Genomic DNA, 22,996 nt, shown 5'->3' with positions numbered 1-22,996 from the left:
GACGCAATGGTCGATTCGCCGGCCGGAAATCGACCAAGGCGTCGGTCTCGATGCGCTAGTGGGACGAACCGTCCCGACGGGCCAGTGCGGCCAGCATGTTGTTGTAGGCGGCCAGTTCCTCGTCGTGGTCGCGGTCGGCCGCACGGTCGAATCGCTTGGCGGTGCGCTCGTCGCTGCGCTGCCATTGGATGAGCAGGGCAATCATCACCACGACGAGCGGGACTTCACCTGCGGCCCAGGCGATTCCACCGCCGGTGCGCTGGTCGCTGAGCAGATCGGTGTTCCAACTCAGGTCCAGCCCGCGGTAGAACGTCTCGGCCAGGATCGTCTTCGAGCCCATCAACAACACCCCGAAGAACGCGTGCAGCGGTAGGGACGCGAACACCATCGCAACCTTGCCCAGCTGCGGAAGCTGCCGCGGCGCGGGGTCGATACCAATAACCACCCAATAGAACAGGTAGCCGCTGAGCAGGAAGTGCAGGTTCATCAGCACGTGCGCGAAGTGGTAGTCGACCGCGGTGTCGTAGAGCCCACCGAAATACAGGGCGTAGAAACCCGCGACGAACACCACGGTGGCCACGATCGGATGGGTGAAAAAGCGCGCGACCCGCGAGTGCAGTCCGGTGAGCAGCCATTCCCGCATCCCCGGCGGCTCCCCGCGGCCAGCCGACGGCAGCGCGCGCAGCGCCAAAGTCATCGGCGCGCCCAACACCAGCAGGATCGGCACCAGCATCGACAGCGCCATGTGCGCGATCATGTGCATCGAGAACATTGCGGGCATGTAGCGGCCCAGACCCGAGGAGGTCGCGAACAGCAACGCAGCGCATCCCAGCAGCCAGCCTGCGGTCCTGCCGACCGGCCAGGCGTCCCCGCGGCGCCGCAGCCGGCGTACCCCCAGTAGATACACCACGGCCATGACGATCGCGGCGGTCCCGAAGATCAGGTCGAACCGCCAGTCGAACAGCACCCGCTCGAAGGTCGGCGGGCCCGCCAGCTGGTAGCCGATCTCGACCTCGACCACGCTGGGCTGCACAGGCAGCGGCGGCGGCGGGGTCCGGCCCAGCCCGACGGCGATGCCGAACGTCGCACCGAACACCACGGCCTCGACCAAAGCGAGCCGAATCAGCGGCCGGCGCTCCCCCGGATCCTTTTGCAATGCCGCGACGCCGCTGCGGCGCTGTTGCCAGCCGATCATGCCGAGGACGGCCAGCGCGAGGACCTTGGCGATGACCAGGCCGCCGTAGGGCGTGGTGAATAGGTCGGCCGGCTCGATCCGCACGAATGCGTTGACCACCCCGCTGACCGCCATCACCACAAAGCACCACAGCGCCAGCATCGAGAACCGGCGCGCGGCCAGATCGGCGTGCGAACCGTCGCGCAACGCGTGCACCAGCAGCGCGAGTAGGCCGCCGGCCCAGAGGGCGCCCGCGAAGATGTGGAACAGCAGGCTGTTGGTGGCCATATCGTGTGAACCGCCGGTGGCCGAATGCCCCGTGAGCACCAGCGGCAGCAATGTCAGCAGCGCACCGGCGAACAGGATCGGCGTCCACGTCCACCGCAGCACGCCCATGCTGGCCACCGTCACCACCGCCGCCAGAAACGCCGTCCACCGCCACGCCCCTGCGACGTCAATCATGCTGGCCACCGACCACACGCTGATCGGGTCGAGGGCGTGCAACGGCTGACCTGAGACATCGGACACGGTCAACGGCACCAACAGCACCGCGCACACCGTCCAGACCGCCGACGCGGCGGTGCCCAGTCGCAGCGACCGGTAGCCGGCGGCGTCGAGCACGCCGCTGGTCTGCGGCGGGGTCAGAAACGCCGCGAACAGGAAGGCGCCGACAGCGACGACGGCCGCGATCTCCCCCGCCGCTCGCACGAACGGCAGACCGTACGTCGTCACCGGGCCCGGGTCGGGCAGACCGGTGGCCGTCAGCGCATCGGCCAGCGACAGCCCGCCGATGGCGGCCGCGACGGCACCGGCCAGCAGGCCCACGCCGACGAGCACCGGCCATACCGCGCTACTGCGTACGCCCGCCGCGACCTGCCGGCTGGGAATAGTCATGGCCCCAGCCTATTGCGCAGGCTCAGGCGGGTTCGCTGCGCAGTGCCTGTCGCTGCATTTCACGGGCGAAGAACTGGGAGCGCGAGATCTGCTCGACTTTGTCCATGTCGCGCAGGATCGCGCGCAGTTCTTCGCGAAACGCGCCGCGCCGCTGTTCGAGATCGGCGGCGGGCGTCAGAAGGTCTTGGTCGGCGGCGACTTGCCGGGCGGTGGTGAACAGCAGCGCCGAGACCGCCTCGTTGCTGCGGATCCGCCCCTGCGCGACGTACTGGTTGCCGAGCCCGAGCGCCTGCTTCGTCAGTTCCTTCTCACCGACCTCGGCGGGTGCGTCGCGCAGCGCGTCGGCGACGATCTGATAGGCCTCGAAGAACGGGCGCAGCATGGCACCGGCGATCAACGGCTTTTTACCCCGCAACAGCACGTCGACCTGCTCACCTCCGGCCGATACGTGGGCTTCCCAGTCCTCGTGCCACGACATCTCCTCGGCGATATGCTCACGAAAGGCCGCGGAGTCGGCGAAGTAGAAGTCGAACTTCAACAGGTCGCGCAGCCGCATCGCCTGGTTCCAGAACGCCTCGAGCCGGTCGCCGTCGGCGCGCGCCGCGCAAGCCAGCGCCAGCTCGACGATGGAGGTCTCCAGGAACGCGTCGATGAGCGTGTTGCGGTAGAACGCCGCCTCGTGCTCGTCCTCGGGCGCGATCCGCCAAACACATTCCCTACCGCCTTCGACCGCGGTGACCGGATGGCTGTTGGACAGCGCATCGAGCGCCGACCGGACGCCGGCGGCGGTGCGTAACCGCAACGCGCTGTTGGTCATCGGGGTCTGCTTACGTTCCAGATAATCCAGCGAGTCCTGCAGCGTGTGGTGGATCTGGTCGAGCGTCAGGGCTACGCCCCGCGTGGTGAGCAGCAACGCCGAAACCAGCGCGGTTGCGTTGACCGGCGTCGCCCGCAGGATCCGCCACGACACCTCGAAGGCCATCTTCTGCAGCGCAAGACGTTTGGCGGCTTCATCGGCGCTCATCGGCCCGTGCGGTTCGCCGAGGTACTCTCGCATCGAGACGGCCTGGGGGAACCGGACGTAGATCTTGCCGTAGTTTCGCTCGCCCTGCGCCTTGATGAAGTTGTACATCCACGACAAGCTTTCGGGCGTTTTCTCGCCGCCACGCGCATACGCGGCGTATTCGGCGGTCTCGTGTAGCTGGTCGAAGCTGATCGAAACGGGTTGCAGGAGAATGTCGTCGCTGCGGCCGTCGAGGTAGGCGTCGGCGACGTATGCGAGCAGTCCGAGCTTGGGCGGCAGCATCTTTCCGGTACGCGACCGGGTGCCCTCGATCGACCAGCTGAGGTTGAACCGTTTTTCGACGATGTAGCCGACGAACTGGCGCAGCACGTACTTGTAGAGCGGATCGTCGAGCTTGCGGCGAAGGAAGATGACGCCGGAGTGGCGCATCAACGGGCCCATGAGGCCGAACGACAGGTTGATACCGGCGAACGTGTGCACAGGAGGTAACCGGTTCTCCTGCATGGCAACCGGCACGATGACGCCGTCGAGGTAGGACCGGTGCGAGAACAGCAGCACGGCCGGATGGTTCTCCAGGTTGCGCCGCATCACTTCGACCTCGGACCGGTCATAGTCGATGTGGGGGTCGAAGCCGCGGCTGAAGATCGCCCGGCCCAGCGACGGGATCAGATCGACCGAAAAGCGGCTCCAACCGGTGGAGAGCTCATCGAGCATCTCGCCGGCGCGTTCCAACGTCGCACCCGGGATCTGCGCCAGCCCCTCCCGAAACCGCGACGAGGCCAGCAGCTCCGGTTTGATCAGCCGCGGCGACTTGTACTCCGGGCCGAGCAGGCGCAGCTCCACCCGTTCGATCGCCAGGGCGGCACGGCGAATGACGAAGCGGGCGAACTCTCTGGCATTCTCGGCGACGGTCGTATCCGCCCACTGCTGGCGGAGCTCGGAGACCTTGGCCGGCTCGCCGGCCACCACCCTGGCCCGCGACGGATCTTTGCGCAGGATGCGGCGCTGGATGATCTCCGGTGGACGGTAGGTGTCGCGCCCGGATAGCAGGGCGACGATCTTGGATCGGGTGGGCAGCCCGCCCGGGACCCAGAACACCCGCACCGGCACCACCGACCGGTCCTCGTGGGCTTGAAGTTTTTCGACGAGTTGGGCGAGCACGCCGGGTGGCGGATCGTCGCTGTGCGGTAGGCGCAGCACCTCGACGGTCGTGTCGGGGTGCTCGAGGCGCTGTTGCGCCAACCAGTCGTCGAGCAGTTCCTGCTCAGCCGGTGACGACACCGACGCCAGCACCAGCGCATCGTCGGTTGGGGTGAACGGCGTGTAGTGGTCGACGGGTGTCTTCACGATTGGCCCTCCCCGGCGGGGTTTTTCGCCGTCGACTTCGTCGTGGGGGCTTTCTTGGCTGCGGCTTTCTTGGTCGACTTTTTGGCGGGTTTCTTCGTCGACGAGCGGGTGTACAGCTCGGGGGTCGGCAGCGTGTCGTGCGGCCAGTCCCTGAGCGTGTCGAGGTAGAGCTGGCGGATCTCTTCGATCCGTTCGGAAAGGTTGTCGGGTGTCCAGTCGTCGACGGGTATCGGCGGATACACGACAACGTCGACGGTGCCCGGGTTGAAGGTGCTCGAGTCGCGTGCGGCGATGACCTCCGCGTTGCGGATCACGATGGGCACGATCGGTATTCCCGCCGACATCGCGATGCGGAACGGCCCCTTCTTGAACGGGCCGACCTCGGTGGTGTCCAGCCGCGTGCCCTCCGGTGCGATCAGAATGGACAACCCCTTGCGCGCCAGTTCCTCGACCTTCTTGAGCCCTTCGACCGCCTTCTGTGGATCGTCGCGGTCGATGAAGGCCGCGTCCATCACCTTGCCGAGGGTTCCGACGACGGGGTCTTTTTCGAGCTCCTTCTTGCCGACGGACGTGAAGTCGGTGTCGACCAGCCGTCCCGCGATCAGCGGGTCGGCCTGGTTGCGGTGGTTGAAGATAAACACCGCCGGTCTTTTCGCGGTCAGGTTCTCCTTGCCCACCACGTTGATGTTGACGCCGATCGCTGTCATCAACGCCCGGCCGAAAGCCGCTGTGAAGAAGTTGACCCCGGTGCGCTTGCTGCGGGTGAGCATCCCCAGGCCCAGCGCGCTGGCTGCGATCGGAACCATCGTGGCGATACCGGCGGCGGTGCGCAGCTGCGAAACCGGGCTGCTTCCGCTGCGGCTGCTGAACCGCAGCACCGGCCAACCGCGTTTGGCGGCGACGGCGGCCAGCTTTCCCGCGGGGTTCGTCGGCCGCGGGTTGCCGACGAGGTACATCAGCGCGACGTCTTCGTCGCCGTCGGCGTAGAAGTAACTCTTGGACAGATCCACGCCGTGGTCGGCGGCGAAAGCCTGGACCGCCCTGGCTTTTCCGGGCCCCCAGATGACGGGCCTGCGCACCTCGCCGGTAAGCAGACCGTTCTCGTCGATCTCGAACTTGTTGCTCAGCACGTTGTCGATGCCGAGGAACCGCGCGACCGGCTCGACCTGGACCGTCAGCGCCGAGGAGCTGAGCACCACGGTGTGGCCGCGCGTCATGTGGGCGCGCACCAACTCGCGCATCTCGGGATAGATGCGGCTGACGATCTTCTGCACGAAGAGCCGCTCGGCCAGTTCGTCGATGTCGGTGAGCGAGTTACCCCGCAACATGCGGGCCCCCTTGCCGATCAGGTCTTCGAACTCGGAGCGCCCGAGCTGATGGTTCAGCCCGGCCTGCACCATGCCGATGAACTCGCCAACCGACATCTGTCTGTGGCGCAGCCGGTCTCGCGTCATGACCACGCCGGTGAAACCGGCGACCAAGGTGCCGTCGAGGTCGAAGAACGCGCCGACCTCCGGACCGGCCGGGCTGGCCTCGATCTCGGCGACCGAACCCGGCAGGCGCACGATACGTCTCTCAGACTGACCGTTTGCCGAAGTCATGACGACGTGCTCCCGTTGGGTGAGACCGGATTGGATGAAACCGCGTCGAGCGCGAACGAGGCGGGCACCGCTCGGCCGTCACCACCAAGAGCGAGTACCTCGTCGAAACCCTTCAACAGGCAGCGCGCCCACAGACCCGGATCGGTGACCGCGGCACGGTCATAGCGCGTCGTGATCGTGCAGTACCCGCTGCGCGAGATCAGCACGACCATCATCGCCACCCCCGGAAGCGGGCCAAGACCGTACTGTCGCAATACTTTCGCGCCGGCGATGAAGGTGTCGCCCGCGTACACCGGCACGTTGCTGGCCTGCACGTCGGAGTTGACGATGGACCCGGCCATCGACTCGAGCACGCTATCGGGCAGAAGGCCGAGCACCGGTGCGATCGCCCCGACCATGTCGATGGCCCGTTCCTCACGCTTGGTGGTCATCTGCGACCGGATGTTCTTGATGCGCACCTGCGGATTCGTCAGGCCGATCGGGGCCGCGAGATTCACACCGGCGAACCGGTTTCCACCGGCCGGGTCGGCATCGGACCGAAGGTTCACCGGCACCGCCATCGGCAGCTCGTCGATCGGCACCCCCTTCGCGTGGTGGTAGAAGCGCAGCGCCCCGCAGAGCCCAGCCAGGTACGCATCGTTGATCGATCCGCCCGCCGCCTTGGCGGCCCGATGAATGTCGCCGAACTCGATGTCGATCGCCTCGCTTCGCGAGGCCAGGCTGCGTCGCCGCAACACCGGCGACGGCTCGGCGACCGGTCCGACGACACGGGCACCCGACATCGCGTACTCGACGGCGTCACCGAACCGCGAAAACGGGTCACGCACCACCTCACCCACGATGTGCGCCGCGCCGGCCAACACTCCGCGAAACCTGCCGAGCACCGTGCCGGGAAGCCGGCTGATCCCTTGGCGCATCAGATCATTGGGCGAAAGGTCCTGCGGGATCGGCAACGGCGGTGGCGGCTGCTGCGGCGGTTCGCGTTCGAGGTCGTAGAGGTTGGCAAACATCTCCACCCCGCCCACGCCGTCGGTGACGGCATGGCTGAGGTGAACCACCAGCGCGGCACGGCCGTCGGCGAGCCCCTCGACGAGCGTCGCCGTCCACAGCGGCCGGGAGATGTCGAGCGGCGACTGCGCGGCGACCTCGGCCAGGTCCAACACCTGACGGAAAGTGCCCGGCTCGGGGACACGGACGCGGCGGACGTGGTAGTCGAGGTTGAAGTCGGGGTCGATCACCCAGCGCGGCGCCACGGTGGGCAACGTCGGCGCCACCACCTTCTGTCGCAGCCGCAGCACCTTGCGGGAGGTGTGTTCGAACCTGGCGCGGAACAGGTCCCAATCGGGTGTGGTGTCGAGAATCTCCAGCGTCATGATCCCCGAGCGAGTGCGCGGATTGGCCTCACCGCGATGCAGGATCTGGTCCAGGGCATTGAGTTCCTCAGGAAGCCCTGCCGCATCGACGTCCGGCAGATCCGTCATAGCTCGTCGCTCTCCTTCTGACTCCGAATGGCGCTGTCACCACGCTAGCCCGCCGCGCGGTGGCGGGAAGGGGCTTTAGTAGCTGTCCGGTGTCGATAGCTCTGGAAGATAGAATCCGGGGCGCATTGCCTCCGTAGCTCAGCGGATAGAGCAGCCGCCTTCTAAGCGGTTGGTCGCAGGTTCGATCCCTGCCGGGGGCGCGCGATACATTGCTGGGGCACCGTCGAATGGAATCAGGCATGGGGAGACGCGCGAGCAAGGTGGCGCTGAGCGTCGCTGCTGCAGGCATCGCGACCAGCGTCGCGGGGGTCGCCGCCATGCAGCCGGCCGCCAGCACGGCACCGCTTGTCGATTTGGCCGCGCTTATCGTCGTCGGCAGCTCCACCAACCCGACGGGCGCCGGAGTCGAGAACTTCTTCCAGGGCAAGTTCAACGACCCGATGTACACCGGCCCGGACGGCGATGACATCGTCCACGTCAACTTCTGGTCCGGCACCGAAGGCATCCAGCGGGCCCTTGACGCCAACTCCGGGGAACGCAACGCCATCATCGCCTCAGGCTGGGGTGCGGCGAATGCGAGCCTGCTGGCGCTGAAAAACCGACCGAACCTCAGCGACACGGTGTTGATCCTCGACAACGACGTCGCCCGCCCCGACGGCGGCTTCGGCACCAGATACCCGTGGTTCGCGTTGATCGGCGTCAACCCGTTTCCCACGCCCAGCGAGGTGCCCGCCCTGCGCGCGGTGAACATCGGGTACCAGTACGACTACAACTCCAATGCGCCCGCCGTCCTTCTCAACCCGTTGGCGGCCGTCAACTCACTGGTCGGGTATCTGTACCGGCACCGCGACCAGGCCTCGCTGGACCTGCCGGTCAACGCCGACGGCACCCCGGCCGTGCACTGCGACGCGAACACCTGCGCGATCACCGTCAGCGGCGCGGTACTGGACTGCCCCGACGCGCGCTGCAGCTCACCCCAAGACCGCATCACGGCCTACGTCACCACCCGTGACAACACCACGTACGTGACCTACGCCAGCGAAGAGCTACCGCTGACCCGGCTGATCGGCGACGTGTTCGGGCGCCGCGTCGCCGCGTTCACCGACCCGCTCCTGACGCTGCTCGTAGACTCCGCGTACTATGGCGGCAACCCGATTCCCAGCGATCCCAGCGCATACCGGCCCGCGACGCTGTTCCCGTCGCTCATGAGGGTGCTCGACACTGTGGTCCGCATCCCCGGCGCCATCGCCGAGGGCTGGCACGCCGCGACGGCGCCCCCGAAGAAGGCGCCGACGCCGAACACCACATCCGAAAGCGACATCTCGGACGCGGCCGACGAGCCCACCGCCGAGAAAACATCCTGGAAGCAGTCCCCCGTCGTCAAACGCGCATTGTCCGCGTGGTCACCCGAACCCGGGCAGTCGTCGGTCGACGAGGAGGTTTCCGAAGTTTCCGAGACGGCCAAACCGCGTACCAACGTCGTACGCACCAGCGTCAAAGCCGTACCCGGCCTCGCCGCGCTCACCGGCGGTACCGATGATACGGACTCGGAACCCGTTGAAAGCGAAGATGATTCGCTTCCCGACAGTGAGAGCGAACCGCCGCAGGACAGCGACGACGACACCGACGACACGCAGGGCGACAGCGACGGGTCCGACAGTGCCGACGGCCCCGATGCCGACAGCGCCGACCAAGACAGCGAAGCCGCCTGAGTACCGGACAAGTCCCCTGGTCGATACACTTTGCGACGTGAACCTCGCGCGACGCGGCGCAGCCGCGGTCATGGCGATCGGCGCCCTGCTCGCGGGCGCGCTCGCCGGCCCCGCGCAGGCCAGCCCACCCAGCTACGGAAGCAACGGGGTGTTCGGCGTCGCCACCAACCCCACCGAGGGCTGGGCGACGGCCTACATCGCTCCGGGCCGCTACCGCGTCGACCAGGCACCGAGCATGGAGCCGTACCAGAGCGCGCCCGGTTTCTGGTACCGGTGTCACTCGTTCCCCTGCAGCCCGAGCTTTCCGGGCAGCATCATCGCCAGCGGTGCGGCGATCCGCGATGTCCCGACGTTCGTCGACGTGCTGCCCAGCGACATCGCGGTGGCCCTGCACAACGTCACGTTGACGGCCGCCCCCTGAGCCGCGACGCGACCGCTCTACGCTGAGCAGCGTGTCTGATCTTGTGTTGGTCCACATCGAGGACCGCGTCGCCGTCGTCACCGTCAACGATCCCGACCGTCGCAACGCCGTGACGTTCGAAATGTCGGCCCAGCTTCGTGGCGCCGTCGAGGCCGCCGAAGCCAACCCCGATGTGCACGCGGTCGTCGTCACCGGGGCCGGTAAGGCGTTCTGCGCCGGCGCCGACCTCAGCGCGCTCGGCGAGGCGACCGACGAGGGGCTGCTCAAGCTCTACGACGGCTTTATCGCCGTGGCCAACTGCGCGCTGCCGACCATCGCCGCGGTCAACGGTGCGGCCGTCGGCGCCGGCCTGAACCTCGCGCTCGCCGCCGACGTGCGCATCGCGGGCCCCGCGGCGCTGTTCGATTCCCGCTTCCAGAAGCTGGGCATCCACCCCGGTGGCGGCGCCACCTGGATGCTGCAGCGCGCCGTCGGCCCGCAGGCGGCCCGCGCGTCGCTGCTGTTCGGCATGCGCTTCGACGCCGAGGCCGCGGTGCGCTACGGGCTCGCGCTGAGCCTGGCCGACGACCCGGTGGCCGCGGCGCGTGAGCTGGCCGCCGGCCCGGCCGCCGCACCGCGCGACGTCGTTCTGGCGACCAAGGCGTCCATGCGCGCCACGGCCAATCCGGGTGTCGTCGACTCCGATCAGCACCGCATCGCCGTCGACACCGAGCTCGGGCCGCAGGCCACGTCGATCCTGTCCCCGGAGTTCGCCCAGCGCCTGGCCGCCGCCAAACGTAAATAGGGCGGTTTGTGGAGCCGCAACCGCGGTGAGCGCGGCTAACACTCCACAAATCGCGGAGGCTAGAGGTCGAGCAGCGCCAGCTCCGGTGATTCGACGAGGTCGCGCAGTTCGTTGAGGAACGCCGCGACCTGGGCGCCGTCGGCGACGCGGTGATCGAACGCGCAGGTGAGCTTCATCGTCGGGCGCGCGACCACCTCACCGTCGACGACGACGGGCCGCGGCCGCAGCGATCCCATCCCGACGATGGCCGCCTCCGGATAGTTGATGACCGGCACACCGTCGTCCAGACCCAGCGCGCCGAAGTTGGACACCGTGAACGTCGACCCCTGCAGTTCTGCCGGCCGCAGCGTGCCCGCGCGGGCGTTGCGGATCAACTCGTCCACCACGGCGGCCAGTTCGCGGGTCGTCTTGCCCTGCGCATCGCGCACCACCGGCACCAGCAGCCCGCGCGGGGTGGCCACGGCGAAGCCCAGATGCACCGCGGTGTGCAGGTGCACCCGCGGGCCGTCGGCCGTGTCGAGCCAGGTGGCGTTGAGGTTGCGGTGGTGACGCAACGCGATCGTCAACAGTCGCAGCGTCAGCACGAACGGCGAAACGGGGAGCCCGGTCAGCCGGGTGCCGTCGACCTCCACACCGGCGTGCGCATCCGGTATCTCTCGGCGCGACACCGTCATTCGCTGTGCCATCGCAGCGTGTACGCCGTGCACCGCCACCGTGTCCGCAGCGGCCAGCACGTCGTCGCGGGTGATGATCCCGTCGGCGCCGCTGGGGGTCAAGGCGGTCAGGTCGACGCCTGATTGCGCGGCCAGCTTGCGCACCGACGGCTTGGCGCGGGGCCGGCGTCTGCTGCCGTCCAGGTCATCGTCGGCGCCGTAGCCGACCAGCACCGGTCTGCGCTTCGCCTCGGTTTCGATACGCACCAACACCGCGCCGACGTCGAGCGTATCGCCTTCGGCGCCACCGAGTTCGACGATGCGGCCCGCGTACGGGCTCGGGATCTCGACCTCGGCCTTGTTGGTCTCCACGGTGCACAGCGTTTGGTTCAGTTCGACGTCGTCGCCGACGGCGACGGCCCATCCGGTGATCGTCGCGTCTTCGAGGCCCTCGCCGAGGTCGGGAACCAGGAACTCCTGCACGGTCATGGCTGCTCCAGTGTGCGTTCGATGCAGTCGAGTAACCGGTCGACGCCGGGCAGCCACAGCTTCTCGAGCCGGGCAGGCGGATACGGTGTGTCAAAGCCGGTGGCGCGCAACACCGGTGCCTCCAAATCGTAGAACAACTCCTCTTGCAGCCGCGCGGAAAGCTCGGCGCCGAACCCCAGCGTGCGCGGACCCTCATGCATCACCACCGCGCGGCCGGTGCGCCGCACCGAATCAGCCACCGTGTCGAAGTCCAGCGGGTTCAGCGACCGCAAATCGATCACCTCGATGCGCCAACCTCGTTGTTCGGCAGCGAGTTCGGCCGCGCTCATCGCGGTGGCGACCAGTGGGCCGTAGGTGATGACGGTGGCGTCGTCGCCGCTGCGCCGCACCGAAGCGCTGCCGATCGGCAGGCCGGGCACGGCGGTGTCGACGGGTTCGCGCGCCCAATACCGCCGTTTGGGTTCGAGGTATACGACCGGGTCGGAGCTCTCGATCGCCTGGCGCAGCAGCCAATATGCGTCAGACGGCGTCGACGGCACCACCACTTTGAGCCCGGCGGTGTGCAGCCAGTAGGTCTCGGTCGACTCGGAATGGTGTTCGACAGCGCCGATCCCGCCGAACGACGGGATGCGGATGGTCACCGGCATGGCGACGTCGCCGCGGGTACGCATTCGGTACTTCGCCAAGTGGCTGACGATCTGGTCGAACGCGGGGGCGGCGAACCCGTCGAACTGGATCTCCGGCACCGGCACCAGGCCGCGGATCGCCATGCCGATCGCGATGCCGACGATCGCCGATTCGGCCAGTGGGGTATCGAAACACCGCTGCGCCCCGAACGTTTCGGCCAGCCCTTCGGTGACACGGAACACCCCGCCGAGCGTCGCGACGTCCTCACCGAACACCGTCACCCGCTCATCGGCGGCCATCGCGTCGTGCAGCGCTCGGTTGATCGCCTGCACCATCGTCAGCGTCGGCGCCATCGGCGCCGGGGTCAGCATCGTTCGGCGGGGTTCGTCCTCGCCGTGCGCGGCGGGACGTTCGATGATCTGCGTCATGTCACGCCTCCCTGGCCAGTTCCGCCAATAGAGTTCGCCGCTGGTTGTGCAGGTCCGGGGTGATGTCGGAATAGACGGTGTCGAAGATGTCGCCGACGTCGAAATCGTCGGCGTCGACGACGGAATCGCGCAGTTCGGCTCGCAACCGGTTCGCCTTGGTCGCGACGCGCTCTTCGAGCCGGTCGCTCCACACACCTTCCTCGCGCAAGTACGTGCGGTAGCGCTGGATCGGATCCTTTGTGGCCCAGCGCGCCACCTCGTCGGGATCTCGGTACCGGGTGGGGTCGTCGGAGGTGGTGTGCGGGCCCATCCGGTAGGTCACCGCCTCGATCAGCGTCGGACCCGCGCCGTCGCGGGCCCGTGCGGCGGCCTCGGCCACCACGGCGAAACATGCCAGCACGTCGTTGCCGTCGACGCGGATGCCCGGCATGCCATAGCCGATGGCGCGGTGCGCGATCGACGGCGCGGCGGTCTGGCGTTCGACCGGTACCGAGATCGCCCACTGGTTGTTCTGCACGACGAACACGCACGGCGCCTGATACACCGCAGCGAAGTTCAGCGCCTCGTGCGTATCGCCGGTGCTGGTCGCGCCGTCACCGAGAAACGTCAACGTGACCGAATCCTCGCCCAGCCGTTGCGCGGCCATCGCGGCGCCGACGGCGTGCAGTGGCTGCGTGCCGATCGGGATGGAGATGGGGGCGACGCACTTCTCGGTGAAACCGAGTCCGCCGTGCCACTTGCCGCGCCACACGGCGGCCATCTGGGCTGGCGTGATGCCGCGCAGGAGGAACGCGCCGATCTCGCGGTATTGCGGGAACAGCCAGTCGGTTTTACGCAGGCACGCGGTCGCACCGATCTGTGCGGCCTCCTGGCCGCGGCACGACGCGAACAGCGCCAGCTCCCCCTGGCGCTGCAGGTTGACGAACTCGACGTCGAGCTCACGGGTGACGACCATCGACTCATAAAGCCACGACAGCGTCTCGGGCGGCAGATCTCGGCGGTATCGGGTTTCGGTGGTCGGCGTGCCGTCCGGCGCCACGAGTTGGACCAATTCCGACAAACCAGCCATACCGCCTCCTAAGGTCACTGACGGCGGATCGCGCCGTCAGGCGACTGAGGTGCTCAGCACGGCGGCGGTCAGAGCAAAACCCCTGATTAGAGGCCTGTCCGTCAGCTGCCGGGGTGTGGCGCCAACGCGACGATACGCTCTGCTCGCCGCAGCACTGGGGCATCTACCATTATGCCCTCGAACTGGAAGACGCCCCGTTGGTCGCGGGCCGTGTCGAGCACGCGGCGGGCCCAGTCGACCTGTTCGTCGGTCGGTGCGTAGGCGGACCGCACCACCGCCACCTGGGTGGGGTGGATGGCCACCTTGGCGTCGAACCCGACCGCGACCGCGTCGTCGGCTTCGGCGCGCAACCCGTCGAGGTCCTTGATGTCCAGATACACCGAGTCCAGCGCCAGCCGACCGTAGGCCTTGGCCGCCAGCAGGCTCTGCGCGCGCACGTGTTTGGCGACATCGCGGTAGCTGCCGTCAGGCCAGCGGTTGGCGGTGCCGCCGGTGACCGCGAACAGGTCCTCGGCACCCCACATCACCGCGAACGCATTGTCGACACGGGCCGATTCGGTAACGGTGAGGGCGCCCAGCGGGGTTTCGACGAGCACCACCACGTCCAGCGGTGCCAGCGAGGCCACCTGCTCGGCGGTCTCGGTCTTGGCCAGCATCACGGTCGTGTACTGCGTTGCTGCCAAAGCCGTTACGTCCAGCGCGTGATCGGCCGTGGTGACCGGATTGACCCGGACGACGGTGCGGCTGGGGTCCAGCGGTGTGTCGATCAGCGCCTGGCGGGCCGCCTCGCGATCTTTGGCCGAAACGCCGTCTTCGAGGTCGAGGATGACGACATCGGCTGCCGCGGCGGCCTTTTCGAATCGTTCGGGCCGGTCGGCCGGGCAGAACAGCCAGCCTGGTCCGGGCTGCTCGAGCGCCATCAGGCGCCGTCCTGCGGCCGCATCCGCACCATCGTCTTGCGCGAGGCCAGCGCGACGACATCACCGTGCTGGTTGCGTCCGGTGTGGGCGAAGGTGACGATGCCCTCGCCGGGGCGGCTCTTGGACTCGCGCTTCTCGGTGACCTCGGTTTCGGCGTACAGCGTGTCGCCGTGAAACAGCGGCTTGGGGAACGCGACCTCGCCGAAGCCGAGGTTGCCGACGATCGTGCCCTGGGTCAGTTGGGCCACCGATAGGCCGACCAGCGTCGACAGCGTGAACATCGAGTTGATCAGCCGCTGGTTGAACGGCGGCAGCGCATCGGAGAACGCCGCATCGAGGTGCAACGCCTGAGTGTTCATCGTCAGCGTGGTGAACAACACGTTGTCGGCTTCGGTGAGGGTGCGGCCGGGCCGGTGCTGATAGAGCACACCGGTCTCGAACTCCTCGTACCACAGCCCACGCTGGACCACTATGCGTTTCTCGCTCACAGCCCGAGTTCCCTTCCGATCAGCATCAGCTGCACTTCCGTTGTGCCCTCGCCGATTTCGAGGATCTTACTGTCGCGGTAGTGGCGGGCCACCGGGTACTCGTTCATAAAACCGTAGCCGCCGAAGATCTGGGTGGCGTCGCGGGCGTTGTCCATCGCGGCCTCGCTGGCCACCATCTTGGCGATGGCCGCGGCCTTCTTGAACGGCTTGCCCGACAGCATCATCGCCGCCGCGTCGTAGTAGGCCGTGCGTGCGGTGTGCGCCCTGGCTTCCATCCGCGCGATCTTGAACGCGATCGCCTGGTTGGCACCGATCGGGCGACCGAACGCTTCACGCTCCTTGGCGTACTTGACGCTCTCGTCCACACAGCCCTGCGCGGCGCCCACCGAGAGCGCCGCGATGGCGATGCGGCCCTCGTCGAGGATGCGCAAGAAGTTCGCATAACCGCGGCCCCGCTCGCCGAGCAGGCTCTCCTCGGGCACCCGCACATCGTCGAAGCTCAACGGATGGGTGTCCGAGGCGTTCCACCCCACTTTGTTATAGGCCGGTTCGACGGTGAAACCCGTTGTCGGAACGGGTACCAGGATCGAGCTGATCTCCTTCTTGCCGTCAGCTTCCCCGGTGACCGCGGTGACCGTCACCAGCTTGGTGATGTCGGTGCCCGAGTTGGTGATGAACTGCTTGCTGCCGTTGATCACCCAGTGCCCGTCGTCCAACTTGGCGGTGGTCTTGGTCGCGCCGGCGTCACTGCCGCCGCCGGGTTCGGTCAGACCGAACGCGCCGAGGGCTTTGCCGCTGGCCAGCAGTGGTAGCCACTCCTGCTTCTGGGCGTCGTTGCCGAACCGGTAGACGGGCATCGCGCCCAGCGACACCCCGGCTTCGAGCGTGATCGCCACGCTCTGGTCGACCTTGCCGAGTTCCTCGAGCGCCAGGCACAGCGCGAAGTAGTCGCCGCCCATGCCGCCGTACTCCTCGGGGAACGGAAGGCCGAACAATCCCATGTCGGCCATGCCCGCGACGACTTCGTAGGGAAACGAGTGCTCCTCATCGTGTTTCGCCGAGACCGGCGCCACCACCGACTGCGCGAAGTCGCGCACGGTCTTGGCCAGTTGGGCGTAGTGGTCGGGCAGGGTGCCCGTAGCCAGAAAGTCGGTCATGATTGCGGCTCCTTGCCTGCCGTTATTCGGGCCAGAACTTGGCCCACCTTCACCTGATCACCCGCGGCGACGATTAGTTCCACCACACCGTCGACCGGCGCGGCCAGCGCGTGTTCCATTTTCATCGCCTCGACGGTGACGACGACGGTGCCTGCTTCGACCGGCTGTCCGTCCGAGACACCCACGGCGACAACGGAGCCCGGCATCGGGCTGGTCAGCTCGGCGTCACCGGACAGTTGGTCGTCGGCGCGCACCGGTGCTTCGCGTAGCTCTTCGACCATCGCGGTGCGGCCGGCGCCGGACAGCCAGATCTGACCATCGGTGGCGGCGACGAGGTAGTCGGTGCGCAACCCGTCGCGCGTGATCGCCAGCCGGTCACCGGCCAACGAGGCTGTCAGCGAATGGGATTCGCCGTGTTCGACGGCGGCGCGGGCGGCCGAGGGGGTGCCGGTGAGATACACGTGGTCGGTGCGCGCGCCGGAGCTCAGCCGAAACGTCGTCGGCGCCGGTTCTCCGATCCGCCAGCCCGACGGCATCGCCCACAGGTCGGGCGTCGCGCTGCGCCAGCCGCGCAGCCACTTGTAGGCCGCGGCCGCGATCAACGCGTCGTCGCCGGGCGCGGCGGGCTGGAAGTCCGGCGCGCGGCGGTCGAGCAACCCGGTGTCCAGACGCCCCGCGGCGACGTCGGCGTCGGCCAGCAGAAACCGCAAGAACTCGATGTTGGTGATCACCCCGAGCACCGCGGTATCGGCCAGCGCCGCGTCGAGCGCGCGGATGGCGTCGGACCGGTCGGTGCCGTGGGCGATCACCTTGGCCAGCATGGGGTCGTAGTCACTGCCGATGACCGTGCCGCGGGTCAGCCCGGAGTCCACCCGGATGCCGGGCCGGCGCGGTTCGGCGAGGTCGAGTACGTCGCCGCCGGTCGGCAGGAAGCCGCGGCCCGGGTCTTCTGCGTACACCCGTGCCTCGATGGCGTGGCCGGTGAGGGTGATGTCGTCCTGGGCGATCGGCAGCTTCTCGCCGGCGGCGATGCGCAGCTGTTGTTCGACGAGGTCGATGCCGGTGACCAGCTCGGTCACCGGATGTTCGACCTGCAGGCGAGTGTTCATCTCCATGAAAAAGAATTCGTCGGGCCGGTCGGCGGACACGATGAACTCCACGGTGCCGGCACCGGTGTAGTCCACACTGCGTGCGGTGTCGCAGGCGGCCGCGCCGATGCGTGCCCGGGTCGCCTCGTCGAGCAGCGGGGACGGCGCCTCTTCGATGACCTTCTGGTGCCGCCGTTGCAGGCTGCATTCGCGTTCCCCGAGGTGCACCACGTTGCCGTAGCCGTCGGCGAGCACCTGCACCTCGATGTGGCGCGGGTTGAGCACATACCGTTCGAGGAACAGGGTGTCGTCGCCGAATGCGGCGCCGGCCTCACGCCGTGCGCTGGTCAGCGCGGCGGGTAGTTCGGACGCCTCCTGCACGACGCGCATGCCCTTGCCGCCACCTCCGGCCGACGGTTTGACCAGAACCGGATATCCGACGTCGTCGGCGTCGGCGATCAGGTCGGCGTCGGTGAGACCGGCTCGCGATATTCCCGGCACGACGGGGACACCGAACGCCGATACCGCGGCCTTGGCCGCGATCTTGTCGCCCATGGTCTGGATCGCCGCGACGGGCGGCCCGATGAACACGATGCCGGCGTCGTGCAGTGCGGCCGCGAATTGTGCGTTCTCCGAGAGGAATCCGTAACCGGGGTGTACGGCCTGGGCGCCGGTGCGCGTGGCCGCGGCGACGACGGCGTCGATGTTGAGGTAGCTGTCGCGCGCGGCAGCGGGGCCGATGTGCACGGCGGTATCGGCTTCGGCGACGTGGCGTGCGCCGGCGTCGGCGTCGCTGAAGACCGCGACCGCCCTGATGCCCATCGCGTGAAGGGTGCGGATGACCCGCACCGCAATCTCGCCGCGGTTGGCGACCAGCACGGTGTGGAAGCTCGTGGCAGGCATCTGCATCACATCCGGAATACGCCGTAGGAGACCGGCTCGAGCGGCGCCTGCCCGACAATCGAAAGTGCCAGGCCCAGCACCGTTCTGGTGTCAGCAGGATCGATGACCCCATCGTCCCACAGCCGCGCCGTCGAATAGTACGGGTTACCCTGGTCCTCGTACTGCTGGCGGATGGGGGCCTTGAAGTTCTCTTCTTCTTCGGGCGTCATCTCACCGCGTACTGTCGCCAGCACCGACGCCGCCTGCTCACCGCCCATCACCGAGATGCGGGCGTTGGGCCACATCCACAGAAACCGCGGCGAGTAGGCCCGACCGCACATCGAGTAGTTGCCTGCACCGTAGGAACCGCCGATGACGACCGTCAGCTTGGGCACGCGGGCGCACGCGACCGCAGTGACCATCTTGGCGCCGTGTTTCGCGATACCGCCTGCCTCGTAGTCGCGGCCCACCATGAAGCCGGAGATGTTCTGCAGAAACAACAGCGGGATCACGCGCTTATCGCACAGCTCGATGAAATGCGCGCCCTTCAATGCGGATTCGCTGAACAGCACACCGTTATTGGCGACGATCCCAACGGGATGTCCGTGGATGCGGGCGAAGCCGGTGACCAACGTGGCGCCGTACTCGGCCTTGAACTCGGAGAACTCTCCCCCGTCGACGATGCGGGTGATCACCTCGTGCACGTCGTAGGGAACGCGTGAGTCGACGGGAACGACGTCGTAGAGCTCGGTCTGATCGGCCGCCGGCTCGACCGTCGGTGCGATGTCCCACGGCGGTTCGGCACGGGGACCCAACGTCGCCACGATGCGCCGCACGATGCGCAGCGCGTCGCGGTCGTCATGCGCCAAGTGATCGGTCACACCGGAGGTTTTGGAGTGCAGGTCACCGCCGCCGAGTTCTTCTGCGGTCACCACCTCGCCGGTTGCGGCCTTCACCAGCGGTGGGCCGCCCAGGAAAATCGTCCCCTGGTTGCGCACGATGACGGCTTCGTCGCTCATCGCGGGCACATAGGCGCCGCCCGCGGTGCAGGAGCCGAGCACCGCGGCGATCTGCGCGATGCCTTGCGCGCTCAATGTGGCCTGGTTGTAGAAGATGCGGCCGAAGTGGTCGCGGTCGGGGAACACCTCGTCCTGGCGCGGCAGAAACGCGCCGCCGGAGTCGACGAGGTAGATGCACGGCAGCCGGTTCTGTGCGGCGATCTCCTGAGCGCGCAGGTGCTTCTTGACGGTAATCGGATAGTAGGTGCCGCCCTTCACGGTGGCGTCGTTGGCCACGATCATGCACTCGCGCCCGGAGATGCGCCCGACGCCGGCGATCATGCCCGCGCCCGGGCATTCGTCGTCGTACATGCCGTCGGCGGCCAGCGCCGCCACCTCGAGGAAGGGGCTGCCCGGGTCGAGCAGCCCGTCGACCCGGTCGCGCGGCAGCAGTTTGCCGCGGCTGACATGTCGTTCGCGGGCACGTTCGGAACCGCCGAGTGCCGCGGCGGCCAACTTGGCCCGCAGTTGCTCGACGAGCTCGACATGCTTCTCGCGATGTGAAACCCGCGTTGCCATCGAAAGAAAACCGTTTCAGTTGAGTTAATGACGACTAACCGAGGGGGATGTTAGTTATCATTAACCGAAATGTCTACCGTCGCGCGCGTTGAAACACCCCGCAGTCGACGCAAGTCCGACCGCCGCGGGAAGCTGCTGGCGGCCGCTGAGCGGCTGATCGCCGACCGCGGCTATCTCGCGGTGCGCCTCGAAGACATCGGGGCGGCCGCCGGCGTCAGCGGACCGGCGATCTACCGGCATTTCCCGAACAAGGAAGCGCTGCTGGTCGAACTGCTGGTGGGTATCAGCACGCGCCTGCTGGCGGGGGCGGAAGCGGTCGTCGAACAGGCGGGCGACCCAGAGGAGGCGCTGGACGGCCTGGTCGACTTCCACCTGGATTTTGCGCTCGGCGAACCGGACCTGATCCGCATCCAGGACCGCGATCTGGCGCATCTACCCGCGTCTGCGAAGCGTCAGGTGCGCAAGGCCCAGCGTCAGTACGTGGAGATCTGGGTGGATCAACTACTGCACCGCGGCGTCATGGAGAAGGAGGCCCGGCTGATGTCCCATGCGGCGTTCGGCTTGATGAACTCCACTCCGCATGCGTTGAAAGCTCACGGCGCCAACGGAATCGAGCCGTCACGGTCACGCGCTGTACTGCGGACGATGACCATGGCGGCGTTGTCTTGACCGGTCGTCGCGCAAACGACAACGGCGGCCACCCGAAACGGGTGACCGCCGCAGAAGTCGGTGGGGTCAATACCAGGCACGCCGGCCGCCCACCGGACGGCCCATGCTTCCCAGCAACCAGAACACCGCGCCGATGACGATCAACGCGATGCCGATGTACATCAACGGCGTCCACAGGAAATATCCCAACACCGCAAGGATGATTCCGAGCACAATCATCACGCCACTCCTTCGTTAGTAGCCGCTGCTGTCAGGCAACGGCTTTCGGGTAGAGCCCGGACGCGCTGGGCTCCGGGATATTGCAATCAACTTTGGGGTTCACGCCCGCATAGTTGAGCGGCCCGACGAGAACCGTCAACGCGACTCGAGCCGCTGTGGCGCAGTTCGCGTCGCCGGTCTGAAAATAACCGCGTTGATATGCGGCCAATACTCCGATCAGCAACCAAATGAGTACAACGACGCCGATAACTCCTCGCATACTGCGCCTCCGTCCTTGTGGACACCGCATTGACGTAGCAGTGAATTACCCTTGCGCCAATGGCGTTAAACCTATGAAGCGCAGCTAATGCATCAAAGTGGTGTGGCCGGTGAAAACGCGGCGAACAGCCACTCGCTTATGGCCTTGAGCAGAACGGCGCGGTTCTCCCGCCGGTCGATCTCGTGACCGTCGTCGTCGAACACCAGGTATTCCACGGTGCGGCCAAGCTTTCGCAATGCGTCGTACATCTGCTGAGATTCGCTGGGCGGCACATTGGTGTCGTTGGCGCCGTGTACCAGCAGCAGCGGAGCGGTCAGGTCCGTCACCCGCTGCAGGGGTGAAAGCTGGGCCAGCAGCTCCCGGTCGCCAACGGGGTGGCCGTACTTGGGATAAGCCGCCGCGGCAATCCACGGTTCGGTGCTGCGATACCACGTGTTCAGATCGCTCATCCCGCAGATGCTGATGCCGGCCGCGAACAGGTCCGGGTGGAACGTGAGCGCGGCCTGGGTGAGATAGCCGCCGTAGGACCATCCGCAGCAGGCGATGCGATCTGCCGGCGCGTAGTTGTTCTCGGCCAGAAAGTTCACGGAGTCGGCGACGTCGTCGATGGCCGCGAACCGGCGTTCCTTGTCGTCGGCATGCATGAAATTGCGCCCGAACCCGCCGGATCCGCGCACGTTGGGCAGGAACACCGCGATTCCGGCTTCCACCAACGCCGGAAAGAACTCGTTGTAGCCGGGCCGGCCTTGGCCCTCGGGCCCGCCGTGCAGGAAAAGCATCGCGCCGATCGTTTCGACATCCTCGGGCGGCCGGAACAACCAACCGCTGAACACCAGCCCGTCGCGGGCGGTGATGGTCTCCAACGTCGGGTCGGTGCTCACCGGCCCGAGGCTGGGCTCGCGGTCGACGAGTTCCCATTCGCCGGTGCGCGGGTCGACCAGCTCGACTGTGGGCGGCTGCGACGGTCCTTCGACCGTCAACGCCAGCATCGAACCGCCCGCGCTGATGCTGAGCTGACTGGCCACCATGCCGGGCAACGGAATCGGGTCGTACAGGGTGTTGTCGGTCAGCTCGAGAATCTGTAATTCGCTGGCGCCGTGGATGTTCCACAACATGGCTACGGTCGAGAGGTCGTCGCTGACGGTGAACTCGTCGAGTTCGAATCCGGGACGCTCGGCGACCACGTGATAGGACACCCCGTCCGGGGTCGCGGTGACACCGAGCAGCCGCGCGTACTCGGCGCCGTTCTCGCTGCGGATGAGGGCGCGCACATAGCCCTCGGTGCTGTCGTCTTCCAAGTGTGTTGTGGGTTGGTACATCTCGGTGAACTCACCCTCCACGCCCGCGCGCAACCGGCGCGGGAGGTGGTCGTCGAGGATGAGACCGGTGTCGGTGGTGGATCCGGGATCGTATGGCAGCAGCACCATCTCGATGCCGCCGCGCAGCATGATCAGATCCCGGTAACCACGCGGGCCGACGCGCACCAGCGCCACGCCGGCCCAGGCGTCGACCAACCGGCCGCTCGAGCGGCGGTCCAGCACGGTGGTTTCGCCAGTGGCGGGGTCGATCAGGCAGGAACTTCCGACGCCGTCGTCACCGGTCAGGATGGCCGCCACCAGGGTGCCGTCCCAGTTGATCAGCTCGGCAGTGCCCTCCCCGCTGCCGTCAGGCCACGAGTCGATGCGCCGCGCGTCGCGGTCGTCGGGATCGGTTGTCACGACCCAGATCTGGGTGCGGGTACTGCCGTCCGGGGATACCTCACACGCCAGCCAGTGCCCGTCGGCCGAGTGCATCACCCGGGTGACGGGCCCCTCGACAGGCAGTTCGACGTCACGGGAGGATGTCGCCCGCCAACCACGCAGGAAGCGCTGCACCGCGCGGGGAAAGCCGCCGTCGTCGACAAGGTGCGCGAACGCGGTCGCGTCCGGCGACATTGACGCGCCGTAGACCCGGCGTACCTGTTGCCCCACCCCTCGTATTCTCCATAGCCGCGGGCGCTCGGCGACCCAGCCCGGGGAAGTTCCAGGTCACGG

The 22,996-nt window shown here is 67.3% G+C and carries 19 protein-coding genes and 1 tRNA gene; 5 read left to right on the top strand and 15 right to left on the bottom strand.

Annotation, left to right across the window (positions count from 1 at the left end):
- Positions 1-55 precede the first annotated feature (55 nt).
- Genes ABQF13_RS20065 through ABQF13_RS20050 form a run of 4 tightly spaced genes read right to left on the bottom strand, consistent with a single transcriptional unit; the run spans position 56 to position 7,521 of the window.
- On the bottom strand, positions 56-2,068 hold the full coding sequence (locus ABQF13_RS20065) for a bifunctional copper resistance protein CopD/cytochrome c oxidase assembly protein (protein WP_448394540.1): 2,013 nt from the start codon (positions 2,066-2,068) through the stop codon (positions 56-58).
- 22 nt (positions 2,069-2,090) lie between these two features.
- Positions 2,091-4,439, bottom strand: coding sequence for a glycerol-3-phosphate 1-O-acyltransferase (locus tag ABQF13_RS20060; protein WP_448394539.1), 2,349 nt, complete (start codon positions 4,437-4,439; stop codon positions 2,091-2,093).
- The gene (locus tag ABQF13_RS20055) at positions 4,436-6,040 is read right to left on the bottom strand and encodes an HAD-IB family hydrolase (protein ID WP_448394538.1); all 1,605 of its coding nucleotides are present in this window, start codon (positions 6,038-6,040) and stop codon (positions 4,436-4,438) included. The genes ABQF13_RS20060 and ABQF13_RS20055 overlap by 4 nt, the downstream gene beginning before the upstream one ends.
- Entirely contained in the window at positions 6,037-7,521 is a 1,485-nt protein-coding gene (locus tag ABQF13_RS20050) for a wax ester/triacylglycerol synthase family O-acyltransferase (RefSeq protein ID WP_448394537.1), read from the bottom strand. Before ABQF13_RS20050 ends, ABQF13_RS20055 begins: the two co-directional genes overlap by 4 nt.
- Before the next feature lie 127 nt (positions 7,522-7,648).
- On the opposite strand from ABQF13_RS20050, the gene ABQF13_RS20045 reads away from it, so the two are divergent.
- The 4 genes from ABQF13_RS20045 to ABQF13_RS20030 all read left to right on the top strand — a co-directional run bounded on the left by ABQF13_RS20045 (position 7,649) and on the right by ABQF13_RS20030 (position 10,438).
- Positions 7,649-7,721, top strand: a tRNA-Arg gene (locus tag ABQF13_RS20045).
- Positions 7,722-7,760: 39 nt separating this feature from the next.
- Complete coding sequence (locus ABQF13_RS20040) at positions 7,761-9,233, top strand: PE-PPE domain-containing protein (protein ID WP_448394536.1); 1,473 nt, start codon at positions 7,761-7,763, stop codon at positions 9,231-9,233.
- A 70-nt stretch (positions 9,234-9,303) separates the two neighbouring features.
- Complete coding sequence (locus ABQF13_RS20035) at positions 9,304-9,654, top strand: hypothetical protein (RefSeq protein WP_448394672.1); 351 nt, start codon at positions 9,304-9,306, stop codon at positions 9,652-9,654.
- A gap of 31 nt (positions 9,655-9,685) precedes the next feature.
- A complete protein-coding gene (locus ABQF13_RS20030; RefSeq protein ID WP_448394535.1) occupies positions 9,686-10,438 on the top strand; it encodes an enoyl-CoA hydratase in 753 nt (250 codons plus the stop codon).
- A gap of 59 nt (positions 10,439-10,497) precedes the next feature.
- Here ABQF13_RS20030 and ABQF13_RS20025 read toward each other — a convergent pair whose 3' ends face one another.
- The 8 genes from ABQF13_RS20025 to ABQF13_RS19990 form a co-directional block, all read right to left on the bottom strand.
- Complete coding sequence (locus ABQF13_RS20025) at positions 10,498-11,580, bottom strand: dihydrolipoamide acetyltransferase family protein (RefSeq protein WP_448394534.1); 1,083 nt, start codon at positions 11,578-11,580, stop codon at positions 10,498-10,500.
- Positions 11,577-12,635, bottom strand: a complete 1,059-nt coding sequence (locus ABQF13_RS20020) for an alpha-ketoacid dehydrogenase subunit beta (protein ID WP_448394533.1) — start codon at positions 12,633-12,635, stop codon at positions 11,577-11,579. The genes ABQF13_RS20025 and ABQF13_RS20020 overlap by 4 nt, the downstream gene beginning before the upstream one ends.
- 1 nt (position 12,636) lies before the next feature.
- A complete protein-coding gene (gene pdhA, locus ABQF13_RS20015) occupies positions 12,637-13,704 on the bottom strand; it encodes a pyruvate dehydrogenase (acetyl-transferring) E1 component subunit alpha (RefSeq protein ID WP_448394532.1) in 1,068 nt (355 codons plus the stop codon).
- A gap of 101 nt (positions 13,705-13,805) precedes the next feature.
- Positions 13,806-14,624: an HpcH/HpaI aldolase/citrate lyase family protein gene (locus tag ABQF13_RS20010; RefSeq protein WP_448394531.1), complete on the bottom strand. Its 819-nt coding sequence runs from the start codon at positions 14,622-14,624 to the stop codon at positions 13,806-13,808.
- The gene (locus ABQF13_RS20005; protein WP_448394530.1) at positions 14,624-15,112 is read right to left on the bottom strand and encodes a MaoC family dehydratase; all 489 of its coding nucleotides are present in this window, start codon (positions 15,110-15,112) and stop codon (positions 14,624-14,626) included. Before ABQF13_RS20005 ends, ABQF13_RS20010 begins: the two co-directional genes overlap by 1 nt.
- Positions 15,109-16,269 (bottom strand): acyl-CoA dehydrogenase family protein, encoded by a 1,161-nt coding sequence (locus tag ABQF13_RS20000; protein WP_448394529.1) that lies wholly within the window; start codon positions 16,267-16,269, stop codon positions 15,109-15,111. Before ABQF13_RS20000 ends, ABQF13_RS20005 begins: the two co-directional genes overlap by 4 nt.
- A complete protein-coding gene (locus ABQF13_RS19995) occupies positions 16,266-18,260 on the bottom strand; it encodes an acetyl/propionyl/methylcrotonyl-CoA carboxylase subunit alpha (protein ID WP_448394528.1) in 1,995 nt (664 codons plus the stop codon). Before ABQF13_RS19995 ends, ABQF13_RS20000 begins: the two co-directional genes overlap by 4 nt.
- A gap of 5 nt (positions 18,261-18,265) precedes the next feature.
- A complete protein-coding gene (locus ABQF13_RS19990) occupies positions 18,266-19,816 on the bottom strand; it encodes a carboxyl transferase domain-containing protein (RefSeq protein ID WP_448394527.1) in 1,551 nt (516 codons plus the stop codon).
- Positions 19,817-19,885: 69 nt separating this feature from the next.
- Between ABQF13_RS19990 and ABQF13_RS19985 the strand changes: the two genes are divergently transcribed.
- On the top strand, positions 19,886-20,485 hold the full coding sequence (locus ABQF13_RS19985) for an SACE_7040 family transcriptional regulator (RefSeq protein ID WP_448394526.1): 600 nt from the start codon (positions 19,886-19,888) through the stop codon (positions 20,483-20,485).
- Positions 20,486-20,551: 66 nt separating this feature from the next.
- Here the strand turns inward: ABQF13_RS19985 and ABQF13_RS19980 are convergent, their stop codons facing one another.
- The 3 genes from ABQF13_RS19980 to ABQF13_RS19970 form a co-directional block, all read right to left on the bottom strand.
- The gene (locus ABQF13_RS19980; protein WP_448394525.1) at positions 20,552-20,704 is read right to left on the bottom strand and encodes a DUF6131 family protein; all 153 of its coding nucleotides are present in this window, start codon (positions 20,702-20,704) and stop codon (positions 20,552-20,554) included.
- 31 nt (positions 20,705-20,735) lie between these two features.
- Positions 20,736-20,963 (bottom strand): hypothetical protein, encoded by a 228-nt coding sequence (locus ABQF13_RS19975; RefSeq protein ID WP_163903270.1) that lies wholly within the window; start codon positions 20,961-20,963, stop codon positions 20,736-20,738.
- A gap of 92 nt (positions 20,964-21,055) precedes the next feature.
- Entirely contained in the window at positions 21,056-22,897 is a 1,842-nt protein-coding gene (locus ABQF13_RS19970) for an alpha/beta hydrolase family protein (RefSeq protein ID WP_448394524.1), read from the bottom strand.
- Positions 22,898-22,996 lie beyond the last annotated feature (99 nt).

The organism is Mycolicibacterium sp. XJ879 (assembly GCF_053483935.1).
Note: the sequence above shows the minus strand (reverse complement) of the source record. Positions and strands in the feature narration are given on the sequence as shown.